Genomic DNA, 12,362 nt, shown 5'->3' with positions numbered 1-12,362 from the left:
GATGCAATCAAATCAACGTGTAACATTTAAACAAATCAATAAATTAGCGATTCCATTTATTATTGCTGGTATAGCAGAACCCTTACTTTCTATAGTAGACACTGCAGTTGTTGGGAATGTTCAAATTAATGCAATTGAAGCATTGGCAGCGGTTGGAATCGCAGGTTCGTTTATCTCTGCAATGGTTTGGATACTGGGTCAAACAAGAGCTGCTATTTCGGCAATCGTAGCTCAATATGTAGGTTTAAAGAAGCTCGATAAAATAGGTTCTTTACCAGCGCAAATAATTTCTATAAATGTCGTGCTAAGTTTGCTGCTGTATTTTGTCACAACTTTTTTTGCAACCGAAATTTTTCAATTGTACAATGCCACCGGTTCCGTTTTGGAATATACCGTAAGTTATTATAAAATAAGAGCAATTGGACTCCCTTTTTCTTTGTTTGTTTTTTCTGTAATAGGTGTTTTTACAGGTTTGCAGAATACCTTCATCCCAATGGTAATTAGTATTACAGGAGCATTGGTGAATGTAGGTTTAGATTTTTTGTTTGTTTATGGCTTGGACGGATACCTAGAACCAATGCATGTTGAAGGAGCAGCATATGCTAGTGTTATAGCTCAAGGAATTATGGCAATCATGGCTTTTCTTTTTTTTATGAAGAAGACACCTTTCCGATTGGTATTTTTTACAAATTTTCATTTTGAGTTGAAGCGATTGTTGTTGGTGAGTGGTAATTTATTTATTCGAGCTTCGGCATTGAATATTGCATTGTATTTGGCAAATTCTTACGCTACGGATTACGGTAAAGAGTATATAGCTGCCCAAACCATTTGTTTTCAAATATGGTTGTTTTTTGCCTTTTTTGTAGACGGATATGCTAGTGTTGGAAGTATCATTTCTGGAAAGTTAAAAGGAGCAGGTGCAAAAGAAAGTTTAAAGCTTTTGGTAAAAGATTTAAATAAATACGGGGTGTATGTTGCAATGGTTTTGATGCTGTTTTGTTTTTTATTTTATCAAAAAATAGGATTGATATTTACATCAGATACGAGTGTTTTGCAAGTTTTCTATGCTGTTTTCTGGATTGTTGTAATAACACAACCTTTAAATGCAGTTGCCTTTGTATATGATGGAATTTTCAAAGGCTTGGCAGAAGCAATAGTTTTGAGAAATACCGTGATAACAGCTACTTTTGTTGGGTTTATTCCTGCATTGCTGCTTACAGATTATTTTGACTTGAAGTTAATCGGAGTATGGATAGCCTTTACGGTTTGGATGCTATTTAGATCGGGAATCTTATTTGTGTATTTTAGAAATAACGTAGATATGATTCTTAAACGATAAATAAAAAAATGAACCTGATATTTATGTTAATAACGTAACTTTGATTTTATGGAACTAGGAACGATACATACCAAAATAGAAAATTCAATTGCAGAAGTTGTTTTTCATCATCCAGCAAGTAACTCCTTCCCAAGTACTTTGTTGAGAGAGCTTACACAAAAGTTTAAGGAGTTAAGTGTCAATGATGCTGTTAAAGTTGTTTTATTACGAAGTGAAGGAGAAAAGGCATTTTGTGGAGGCGCATCGTTTGATGAACTATTGACGATAAAAGATAAAGAAACTGGAATTGCTTTTTTTATGGGGTTTGCAAATCTTATCAACGCCATAAGAACGTGTAAAAAAATTGTCATTGGTTGCGTTCAAGGCAAAGCTGTTGGTGGTGGGGTTGGTTTGGCATCAGCATGTGATTATGCATTAGCTACAGAGGCTGCTGCAATAAAATTATCAGAGTTTTTTATTGGCATAGGGGCTTTCGTTATAGAGCCAGCAGTGTCAAGAAAAATTGGAAAATCAGCTTTTTGTCAGCTTTCATTGGAAGCGACTGAATGGCATTCAGCAACGTGGGCACAAGAAAAGAATTTATATGCGAAAGTTTTTTCGAACCAACAGATCATGCTAGAGGAAGCGAATAAATTGGCAGTGCAATTAGCGGGTTATAACCCATATGCTTTGGCAGAAATGAAAAAGGTTTTTTGGGACGGAACTGAAAATTGGGATGTTCTTTTGTCTGAGAGAGCTCAAATAAGTGGTGATTTGGTGCTTTCTGATTTTACTAAAGAAGCACTCACTAAGTTTAAGAAATAATGTAACTTTGAAGCATGAATAAAATTAGAATTACCAAACAGTTTGATTTCGAAACAGGTCACGCTTTGTACGGATACGATGGAAAATGTAGAAATGTACATGGACATAGTTATAAACTTTCTGTAACAGTGATAGGTACTCCTATTCAAGATGCAGACAATGTAAAGTTTGGGATGGTAATCGATTTTAAAGACTTGAAAAAGATTGTAAAAGAAGAGATCGTTGATGTTTTTGATCATGCCACTGTGTTTAATAAAAACACGCCTCATATCGAATTGGCAAATGAATTGGCTACGAGAGGGCATCAAGTGATTTTAGTGGACTACCAACCTACTAGTGAAATGATGTTGGTTGATTTCGCAGCAAAAATTAATGCTAAAATTCCGAAAACAGTTAAGTTGCATTCACTTCAGTTACAAGAAACAGGTAGTTCGTATGCTGAGTGGTATGCTTCAGATAATGAATAAGATTTCGTAGCGAATAAATTTATTCTTCAAGCGGGCCGTTAAATTTATTCATGGTGTTACCTATTCCATCGGTTCCGAAAGACTTTATTAGTTGCGCGCCTTTAAAAAGCAATTCAGGCAAATACCTATTTTCTTCTTTAGACCACTCGCCTAAAACGTAGTTAGATTGTCTTCCTTTCGAAAAATTTGCACTAACTCCAAATCGAAAACGAGGATAGTTTTGATTGCCTAGTTTTTCGTTGATGTCTTTTAAGCCATTATGCCCACCAGCACTTCCTTTTGTTTTCAATCGAAAGGTTCCGAAATCTAAATTTAAATCATCAGAAACAACCAAGATGTTTTCTTGGGTAATTTTTTCTTTTTCCATCCAATATTTAACTGACTTTCCGCTCAAGTTCATGTATGTAGAAGGTTTCAATAAAAAGAAAGTTCTGCCTTTGAATTTGAATGAGGTTAGGTCTCCAAGTTTTTCTGTCGAAAATTGAACTTTTTCAAGTGAAGCTAATTCATCTAGAATCTTAAACCCAATGTTATGACGTGTGTTTTCGTATTCAGATCCAATATTTCCTAAACCTACAATTAAATATTTTTTCATGATGATTGCTTTTTTTTGAGCGTTTCAAAAGTACTAAATCTACATTAGGGTATAAAAAAAGTTCCTTAAGAAATTTTCAAAAGGAACTTTTATAATTTATGTTGAATACTAATTATTCAGCAGCAGCTTCTTCAGTTGCTTCTTCTTCAGTTGCAGCTGGAGCTTGTGCAGCTCTAGACATTCTTACCTGAGCAACAACAGTGTTCTCTGGGTGTAAGATTGTACAATTTGGAATTTCAACTTCTCTCACGAACAATTTATCTCCGATATTCAATTTAGAAATATCAGCATCAACTGTATCAGGTAAGTTTGCTGGTAAAGCTTTTACTTTTAATTTACGATTAGGGAAACGTAAAGATCCACCAATAATAACACCAGGTGCGTTACCAACTAAGTTAACAGGAATTTCCATAGTTACTTCTTTGTCGTCGAACAATTGATAAAAATCAATGTGTAAGATTTTGTCAGTAACTGGGTGGAATTGAATGTCTTGTAAGATACAAGTAACATTTTCTTGTCCATCAAGCTCAATCGTTGCAGTATAAACGTTTGGAGTGTATACCAAGTTTTTAAAAGCTTTTTCTTCAGCTGAAAAATGAATGGCATTTTCTCCTCCGTATAATACGCAAGGTACCTTGTCAGCATTACGTAGTGCTTTTGTAGCAGCTTTTCCTACGCTTTCTCTTTTCGATCCTTTGATTGTAATAGATTTCATTATATATATATTTATTAATATTCTTTAATTAAATGATAAACTGGTCGCTAATCGACTTATTATCTTGTACTTTGTGCATAATATCCGCGAACAAAGGCGCGCAAGTTACAACTTTTATTTTAGAACTCTCTTTTCTTAATGGAATAGAATCAGAAACGATCAATTCTAATAGTTTAGAGTTCTCTATTTTTTCATAAGCATTTCCAGAAAGTAATGGGTGCGTAATGATTGCTCTAACGCTTAAAGCACCTCTTTCCATCATTACATCTGCAGCTTTTACGAGTGTACCTCCCGTGTCAATCATGTCATCAACAAGAATTACATTTTTTCCTTTAACCTCACCAATCAACTCCATTGTATCAATTACATTCGCTTTTAAACGTTGTTTGTAACAGATTACAACTTCACTTTGCAAATGCTTAGAGTATGCATAGGCTCTTTTAGAACCCCCCATATCTGGTGATGCCATCGTAATGTTCTCTAATCCTAAACTATGGATATAAGGCATAAAAATAGTAGAACCAAATAAGTGATCTACTGGTTTTTCGAAGAATCCTTGAATTTGATCTGCATGTAAATCCATAGTCATAATTCTTGTAGCTCCAGCTGTTTGCAATAAGTTTGCAACTAGTTTTGCTCCGATAGCTACACGAGGTCTGTCTTTTCTGTCTTGACGAGCCCATCCAAAGTATGGCATTACTGCAGTGATATGTCTTGCAGAAGCTCTTTTGGCAGCATCTAAAATTAACAACATTTCCATTAAGTTATCAGAATTTGGGAAAGTAGATCCGATAATAAATACACGTCTTCCTCGAACAGACTCTTCGAAAGCAGGTTGGAACTCACCGTCACTAAATCTAGAAATATTTACTTTTCCAAGTTCAGTTCCGTAATGCTTAGCAATGCTTTTTCCGAGTTCAAAACTTTGAGAACAAGCAAATACCTTTGGGGCTAATTGATTGATAGACATGGGTTAATGTGTTGTTTAATTTTTAAAAATTATTAGAGATTGCAAAAGTATAAATATTTTGAGAGTATGTCTCTATATTTTTTAATAAAAATGTTTGTAATTCAATTTTTTTTATAAATTTGCAGTCCAATTACGAAAATGCCTTGGTGGCGGAATTGGTAGACGCGCTGGATTCAAAATCCAGTTCTTTCGGGAGTGTGGGTTCGATTCCCACCCAAGGTACTAAAAACCTCTTTTGACAACTGTTGAAAGAGGTTTTTTTATACTTATTTTTTCGTAGATTAGAAAAAAATATCCAGATGCGTAATACATATCTTGTTTTCAGTTTTGTCTTTTTCCCTTTGCTTGCATCAGCTCAAATAAAGTCTCCGGTAATTAATGTTGAAGAGGGGTATAGATCTTCGTTTGGAGTGGGTGTGTCGTATGGAATCAATTTTGATCGTGATGCGGATTTTTGGGGTTTTGCAATGGATTACTCTACCTTGTTAGGAAGGAGATTTGCTTTTATTTCAAGTTTATCCTTTGATCAGGAAACAGAAACTATTTCTCAAACAAACCTTAAAATAGTAAATACGTTTACATTGGTAGTAGGTTTTTCTTATTTGATTACCGACCGACTGACGGTTACAACTGGATTGGGAAAAGGGTTTTTAGATGACGGTAATGATATTAAAAAATTACAGTTTACTAATGGTGATTTAGGTACGGGTTTGGTTTTTGGTTATGTTTTTCCTGATTTATTTAAAAACAACCGATATGTCTTATCTTTTTCGACCTCATTCGAATACAATATTAGTCAATCAGAGTATACCAATAGTTATGATTTGGGAGTCGGATATTCTTTTTAACAGTCTTCGCTGCTTGTTAATGTCATTTCAAGATCAATAATTGCCACTTCACCTTTATTTTCCGTTTTTCGCTGAAGATGTGATCTATATTTGAAATGTCATAAGGCAAGAAATATCAAAAAGAAATATCATGAGAGGTAAAGTAATCAATACAGCGGAGTTGCAAATAGTAGAAATAATTATCAAAAACTGTTACAGAAAACTTGAGACTCATAAATTAGAGGCGCATTTATATACAATGTTCGATACTAAAAAATATGAAGATTCTAGAGCCATCGCTGAAGAGTTGTTAGGTTGTATCAACGAATATATGTATTCTTCAGAAGAACCGGTCGTTAATATTGACTTTAAACGCGGTATGGACGAATTAAACTTTTGGTGTATGCGTTTGACAAAAAGATTGGTAGGCCGTGAAGATGCTGAAGCGAAAATTGCCGTGGAGTTGTTGATGGATTTAATTAGCGATATCAACTCATGTGAGTTAAGAATGAACGATAATTTGTCAAGGTTGGGTTTAGTGGCGTAGACTACTTTGCTTACCTCGAATATAAAAATAAGTAGCATATCCTCAGCGTCATTAATAGATGCTGAGGATATTTTTTTGCTCAATTCAACAAATGAAGTTTTAGAAGTGGTATGTTAAAGTTTTGTTGGTTCTACGAATAAGCCTATTTTTGCTGAAAATATATTTTTTTGAAACAACTCTTTACATATATTCTAATTTTCGCATTAGCGGTAAGACCTTTATATATTGCAGGTCATATTGCCTATTACGAGTTGAATATAGAGTATATTACAGAGAAATTTTGTGAGAATAAAGACAAACCACAGTTGCAATGTAATGGTAAGTGTCATTTGGCAAAAGAATTAAATGTGGTTTCTGCTGATCTAAGCGATACTGAAGAAAAAGGTGTTAAGATAGTAACGGCGTACAAATCTTTTACGCCTTTGTTTTATCAAAAAGTGAAACCTTCCAAGCTGAAAAATTTACTGGGAATTGAATTATCGGGTAAACATCTGTTTTTCTATAAAAACAACTACACTTCTATCGATAAGTTAGCCTTGTTAAAACCTCCTATTGTATAATTATATTTTTTGAATGGCTATTAGCCATACAATTTTTCTCTTGAAATTATTTTAGGAGAGAAAGATGCCTTTGTTGCTTGACAAGGGCACTGATATCTTATTATAAAAGACAGGTGTTTTCCTGTCCACAAAAATTATACAATTTAAAAAATGAAAAATATTAAAATAGTTATGATTACTGTTATTGCAGTAATTACGTTTACGGCATGTAACAATTCTGATACAAATATGGAACACGATAACGGAACCCATGTTTCAGCAGTAATCAAATTAGACCATTCAATAGCTATCGGAGATGAATTTACAATTCAACAACAAGCAGATGGTGTAACTCAAACCTTGGTGTTAGATAAGTTCAAGTTTTTAATTTCTGATGTGTCTGTAAAGACGGCAAACAACAACATGATTTCAATACCTAACAATGTTGCGGGTAGTTTGATTGATTTAGCAAAGGCAGATGACAAAGAAGTAAAACTATACCTAACCGAAATTCCTGACGGAGAATATAAGTCTATTACATTCGGTATCGGGGTAAGTGATGAGGTTGCTAGTGGTAGTGCTGATGCACAATCAAGATTATTTGACTTGGCTTCAGCTGATATGAACTGGAGCTGGAACCCGAACTCTTATATATTTTCTAAAATTGAAGCGACAAACAAGTTGAATATGATGAATCATATGGCAAAATCTGAAACAGAAGACGCAGATAATTTATGGATACATATCGGTAAAAAAGGAGATTTTGATGGGTTTAGAACGGTAACGTTAGATTTCCCACAGAATATTACCGTAAAAAATGAAGTATCACCTAGCGTACATGTAAAAGTGAATATTGAGAAGTTATTTACTCCAGATAATGGAGTAACGGTTTATTTGGGAGCTCCAAACAGTTCTGATTTTGCTGATAATTATGCAAATATTTTTGAAGTACATCACGTACATCCTTTAGATGAAGCAGTTGATTTAGAAGATGTTGAACAAGACGATCACGATCATTCAGATAGTGAAGGTTCTAGTCACAGTCATTAATAATTACATCTATCGATGCTCTTTTTGGGAGTAACAAACTATGAAATATTTATTAATATCACTTGTAATATCGACGGTTTTTATTGCTTGTTCTGATTCAGAGGCTATCATGGAATCAAAGCTTGAAGTTGGTTTTGAACAGCCGATAAATTTTCCTACTCCAACGTACGACTTAGAAGATAATCCTATCGATACCAAAGGGTTTGAGCTGGGGAGAAAGTTGTTTTATGATACAAAATTATCTGCCGGAAATGCTATTTCGTGCGCTGAATGTCATAACCAAGCATTTGCATTTACACATCATGGACATGATTTAAGTGAAGGGGTGTTGGTAGATGTGTTAGGAGCTCGAAACTCACAGCCAATTCAAAACTTGGCTTTTATGGATGCTTTCACATGGGATGGTGCTGTTGAATTACTTTGGAAACAGCCAGTGATTCCGATTACTGAAGAAGTTGAGATGAATGAGACTTTGGAGAATGTAATAGAAAAATTAAAGCTAGACAAAGAGTATCCTTCAGAGTTTGCCGACGTTTTTGGTGGTGATTCACCAGTAAATTCTGTAAACATGCTAAAAGCTTTAGCGAAATTTATGGGAGCTATGGTTTCAGCAAATTCTACTTATGATAAGTATGTTCGAGATGAGTCAGGAGGTGAGTTTTCTGAAGAAGAAAAAAGAGGCTTGGCATTGTTTCAGCAAAAATGTGCCAATTGTCATTCAGGAGAGTTGTTTACCAATCAAGAGTTTGTAAATAATGGAATCGGTGTAAATTCAAAATTGCCAGATGAACTGGGTAGATCTAGAATTACAATAGCCAACCCAGGTTTGACTGTTGAAGAAGGAAAAGCGCATCCTGACTATTATAAATTCAAGGTGCCAAGTTTACGAAATGTTGAAGTTTCTTTTCCATATATGCATGATGGTCGTTTTGTTACTTTGAAAAAAGTACTTGATTTTTACGATACAGATACCTATCCATATATGGTAAAAATGGAGAATTTAGATGCTCGTTTGGTGTCTGATGTTAACGGAAATGAAGTGTTAGGAATCGCAATGACTGAAGAAGAAAAAGCTTCAATTATTGCTTTTTTAAAAACCCTAACAGATGATGAATTTTTAAATGATACTCGTTTTGCAAAACCTTAGATGTTTAATTTTTGTATTGTTTTTTTCTGTCACGAGTTATGCTTGTGATGTTTGTAGTTGTGGTTCGGCTAACAACAGTGTGTTTACCAATGCAATACATGGTAATTTTATTGGAATGAGCTACAATCATATGTTTTTTCAGTACAAAGAAGGTGTGTTTGAAGACAGTCCGTTGGCTGATGATAGAATTAATACAGTAACCGCGACAGGTCAATACCAAATAAATGATCGAATATTGATCAATGTTATTTTACCGTACCGTTTTAATTACAGGTATACGAGTGAAGAAGATGTTAGCTTAAGCGGGTTAGGGGATGTTTCTATATACGGATTGATTAGTGTTTTAAACGAAGCGAGTAAACATGTTTTAAAATTAGGTTTAGGTTTGAAATTACCCACGGGTAAATTTGATTTGGCAAGTTCACAAGATAATAAAACATCATCCACTCAATTAGGTACAGGTAGTTTAGATATTGCTTTACCGCTGCAGTATGCCTTGAATTTAAATCAATTTTCGTTCAATATAAGTGCAGTGTATTTTATTAAGAATACCAATAGTGAGGAGTTTAAATATGGAAATCAAACACAAGTGAATACGAGTATTGCTTATGGAATTCAACTAAGCAAACAATTGAAAATGTCACCCTATGTTGGGGTTAATTACGATCAGTTCAAACCCTCAGAGCGATTTGATATAATTGATCGACGTACTTCGGGTTATATGACAAATAGTAATTTTGGGATTCAGTTAGAAACAGAAAGAGTTATTATGGGGTTGAATTCTCAGTTGTCGCTCGATCAAAATTTAATTGAACACGAGGTATTGTTTAGATACGGAATGGGTGTATTTGCCTATTGGAGGTTTTAATCGAAAATAAAAAATCCCGTTAGTCTATCTAACGGGATTTTTATTTTATAAATACCCCTGAGCTTAGTCGAAGGGTTCGTAAGTTATACCAAATCGTTAGCGATTAAGTATTCTGCAATTTGAACGGTATTTGTAGCTGCACCTTTACGCAAGTTGTCAGCAACAATCCACATGTTTAATGTATTCGGTAAAGACTCGTCTCTACGAATACGTCCTACAAAAACTTCATCTTTATCGTGTGCGAATGCAGGCATTGGATATGTGTTAGTTTCTAGATTGTCTTGTACCACTACTCCAGGGAAATCGTGTAATAATTGACGTACTTCAGCTTCGTCAAAATCATTTACAAATTCTACGTTTACAGATTCTGAATGTCCACCAGCGGTAGGAATACGAACAGCAGTTGCCGTAACAGCAAAAGAATCATCTCTTAAGATTTTCTTAGGCTCTTTTACCAATTTCATTTCTTCTTTTGTGTATCCATTTTCCATGAAAACATCACAATGAGGAATTGCATTTCTGTTGATCGGGTAATGGTATGCCATTTCACCTTTAATTCCTTGAGTTTCGTTTTCCATTTGTCTTACAGCTGCAACACCTGTTCCAGAAACAGACTGGTAAGTCGAAACAATCAAACGTCTCATTTTGTATTTTTCATGCAAAGGAGCCAAAGCCATCACCAATTGAATGGTAGAACAGTTTGGGTTTGCTATAATTTTATCTTCTTTTGTCAATACATCTCCATTGATCTCAGGTACTACTAATTTTTTAGTTGGATCCATTCTCCAAGCAGATGAGTTGTCTACTACAGTTGTGCCAGCGGCAGCAAATTTAGGAGCCCACTCCAAAGAAGTATCTCCTCCTGCAGAAAATAAAGCAATGTCAGCATTCATTTTAACTGCATCTTCAAGTGTAACTACTGTATAATCTTTTCCTTTAAAAGGTAATTTTTTACCAGCAGATCTTGCAGAAGCAACCGGAATTAATTCTGTTACCGGAAAATTTCTTTCAGCTAAAACTTTTAACATTACAGTTCCTACCATTCCAGTAGCACCAACTACAGCTATTTTCATTGTATTTAATTTTAATATTTGAGAATGCAAATATCGTACTTTTGTAACTTATGAATCAACAAGTTGTATAAAAATTATACAGTTTGTTTAATTTTTATCAAATTTTTGAGAAGTAAAGATGAATTTAACAAGGTGTAGTATCGGAGATTATCTCCCCCAGTTGCTACCAACGGTAAATTTCCATGCCCATTGCTCGGGGCCTTTGGCGATGTCGATACCTGCATGTAAACCATAATCCTTTGCAAGAAAATATCGGAATCCACCACCAGCAGCAACTTTGATGTTTTTACCAATTTCTGAAAAATCTTCCATGGCGTCTCCAGCACCAACAAACCCAACTAAACTCCATCTATCATATACATTCCATCTCCACTCTGTTTCCATGGTGACCACGTTATTTCCTTGGTATCTCAAAGCAGGTATTCCTCGAAGCGATATAAATGGCAATGCATAAAATGGTGTTTCATCGGTTGTAGATTCTACTTGTAATCGGTAAGAAGAAAATAATTTTTGATCTATTACGGGCACATATCCATAGGTTCTAAAATCAAGATCCCAATAATCTTGGTCTCCTCCTAAAAATTCTGCAAATTTCCCTGCTTCTAAAACCGATTTTATTCCTTTTGTTGGGGTAAGCGTATTGTCTCGACCGTCGTACTCAATCACTCCATGTAACCCTGCATTTTCTATTTGTCCTTCAATAACGTCAAGACCTGGAATATTAATTCCCGTTTGAAAAGAAATATTATTGTTAAAATAGGTGTAATTCATTCCCACAAAAAGAGGGATGTCTTTTTTAACTCGTAAAAGAATTTCTTGAAGTGTCAAAAAACCCTGCATGTTGAATTCATATTTTTTATCTGTAATTCCACCGAGACCTGGTCCGTAAAATGTTAGATTAGGAGAAACAAATCCTAAAAAACCTAAGTATCTAATATTGTCTTTTTTGTACGAACCCTGGTGTCCTATAAATCCAGCCCAAGTTCCGTTTTCAGTATAAGCGCCTCCACCAAAAGTAATTGTTGGAGATAGACCTAATGGACGTTTGTCTCCCTTCTTTTTTTTGTGAAAATAGGCCAAAACCAATCCTCCTCCATACCCAACAGCTGGTTCAGTTATAAAAATAGGTACAGGCAAAAATCCAACAGTAGAGTTTAAAAAATTACTAGCATCAAATTTATTGTCGCTGGCATGTTTAAACATACTTTTTTCTTTTTCTTGCGAATTTGCTGCGTTAAAAGAAAAGGCTAAAAGAAAGAAAAAAAATAGTGTTTTGAGATAGAAACGCATGTAGTTTTTTTTGTAAAAGTACTTATTATCTTACAAATGTAAGTTTTCTCGAGGTAGTTTTAATGGTTGTTTGAATAACGCTTTTGTATTTGATGGTAAATGGATACAAAATCGTACTTTTGCAAAATATT

14 protein-coding genes and 1 tRNA gene are annotated in these 12,362 nt (G+C 34.6%); 10 read left to right on the top strand and 5 right to left on the bottom strand.

Annotated elements, in window-relative coordinates; translation table 11 throughout:
• Position 1: 1 nt before the first annotated feature.
• The 3 genes from F6P99_RS03020 to F6P99_RS03010 are packed head-to-tail and all read left to right on the top strand — an operon-like array spanning position 2 to position 2,610.
• Positions 2-1,339: an MATE family efflux transporter gene (locus F6P99_RS03020; RefSeq protein ID WP_152285952.1), complete on the top strand. Its 1,338-nt coding sequence runs from the start codon at positions 2-4 to the stop codon at positions 1,337-1,339.
• 48 nt (positions 1,340-1,387) lie between these two features.
• Positions 1,388-2,143 (top strand): enoyl-CoA hydratase/isomerase family protein, encoded by a 756-nt coding sequence (locus F6P99_RS03015; RefSeq protein ID WP_152285951.1) that lies wholly within the window; start codon positions 1,388-1,390, stop codon positions 2,141-2,143.
• Between the two features lie 14 nt (positions 2,144-2,157).
• The gene (locus F6P99_RS03010; RefSeq protein ID WP_152285950.1) at positions 2,158-2,610 is read left to right on the top strand and encodes a 6-pyruvoyl trahydropterin synthase family protein; all 453 of its coding nucleotides are present in this window, start codon (positions 2,158-2,160) and stop codon (positions 2,608-2,610) included.
• 19 nt (positions 2,611-2,629) lie between these two features.
• Here F6P99_RS03010 and pth read toward each other — a convergent pair whose 3' ends face one another.
• The 3 genes from pth to F6P99_RS02995 all read right to left on the bottom strand — a co-directional run bounded on the left by pth (position 2,630) and on the right by F6P99_RS02995 (position 4,890).
• Positions 2,630-3,205, bottom strand: a complete 576-nt coding sequence (gene pth, locus F6P99_RS03005; RefSeq protein ID WP_152285949.1) for an aminoacyl-tRNA hydrolase — start codon at positions 3,203-3,205, stop codon at positions 2,630-2,632.
• Between the two features lie 112 nt (positions 3,206-3,317).
• Positions 3,318-3,920 carry a 50S ribosomal protein L25/general stress protein Ctc gene (locus F6P99_RS03000; protein WP_152285948.1) on the bottom strand — a complete coding sequence of 201 codons (603 nt, stop codon included), beginning with the start codon at positions 3,918-3,920 and terminating at the stop codon, positions 3,318-3,320.
• A gap of 28 nt (positions 3,921-3,948) precedes the next feature.
• Positions 3,949-4,890 carry a ribose-phosphate pyrophosphokinase gene (locus F6P99_RS02995; RefSeq protein ID WP_152285947.1) on the bottom strand — a complete coding sequence of 314 codons (942 nt, stop codon included), beginning with the start codon at positions 4,888-4,890 and terminating at the stop codon, positions 3,949-3,951.
• A 140-nt stretch (positions 4,891-5,030) separates the two neighbouring features.
• Between F6P99_RS02995 and F6P99_RS02990 the strand changes: the two genes are divergently transcribed.
• The 7 genes from F6P99_RS02990 (at position 5,031) to F6P99_RS02960 (ending at position 9,868) form a co-directional block, all read left to right on the top strand.
• A tRNA-Leu gene (locus F6P99_RS02990) sits at positions 5,031-5,112 on the top strand.
• Positions 5,113-5,189: 77 nt separating this feature from the next.
• Positions 5,190-5,738 (top strand): hypothetical protein, encoded by a 549-nt coding sequence (locus F6P99_RS02985; RefSeq protein WP_152285946.1) that lies wholly within the window; start codon positions 5,190-5,192, stop codon positions 5,736-5,738.
• A 130-nt stretch (positions 5,739-5,868) separates the two neighbouring features.
• A complete protein-coding gene (locus tag F6P99_RS02980; protein WP_152285945.1) occupies positions 5,869-6,264 on the top strand; it encodes a hypothetical protein in 396 nt (131 codons plus the stop codon).
• A gap of 167 nt (positions 6,265-6,431) precedes the next feature.
• Entirely contained in the window at positions 6,432-6,824 is a 393-nt protein-coding gene (locus F6P99_RS02975; RefSeq protein ID WP_152285944.1) for a hypothetical protein, read from the top strand.
• Between the two features lie 150 nt (positions 6,825-6,974).
• Complete coding sequence (locus F6P99_RS02970; protein ID WP_152285943.1) at positions 6,975-7,853, top strand: MbnP family protein; 879 nt, start codon at positions 6,975-6,977, stop codon at positions 7,851-7,853.
• A gap of 40 nt (positions 7,854-7,893) precedes the next feature.
• A complete protein-coding gene (locus F6P99_RS02965) occupies positions 7,894-9,000 on the top strand; it encodes a cytochrome-c peroxidase (protein WP_152285942.1) in 1,107 nt (368 codons plus the stop codon).
• Between the two features lie 16 nt (positions 9,001-9,016).
• Entirely contained in the window at positions 9,017-9,868 is an 852-nt protein-coding gene (locus tag F6P99_RS02960) for a hypothetical protein (protein ID WP_152285941.1), read from the top strand.
• An 83-nt stretch (positions 9,869-9,951) separates the two neighbouring features.
• Here the strand turns inward: F6P99_RS02960 and F6P99_RS02955 are convergent, their stop codons facing one another.
• Both F6P99_RS02955 and F6P99_RS02950 read right to left on the bottom strand, forming a co-directional pair.
• Entirely contained in the window at positions 9,952-10,941 is a 990-nt protein-coding gene (locus F6P99_RS02955) for an aspartate-semialdehyde dehydrogenase (protein WP_152285940.1), read from the bottom strand.
• Positions 10,942-11,088: 147 nt separating this feature from the next.
• Positions 11,089-12,144 carry a BamA/TamA family outer membrane protein gene (locus F6P99_RS02950; RefSeq protein WP_193315978.1) on the bottom strand — a complete coding sequence of 352 codons (1,056 nt, stop codon included), beginning with the start codon at positions 12,142-12,144 and terminating at the stop codon, positions 11,089-11,091.
• Between the last annotated feature and the right edge of the window lie 218 nt (positions 12,145-12,362).

This window comes from Flavicella marina (assembly GCF_009193215.1).
In the GTDB taxonomy this organism is placed as follows: domain Bacteria; phylum Bacteroidota; class Bacteroidia; order Flavobacteriales; family Flavobacteriaceae; genus Flavicella; species Flavicella marina.
The sequence above is the reverse complement of the archived record's forward strand: the minus strand, read 5'-3'. Positions and strand labels throughout refer to the sequence as shown.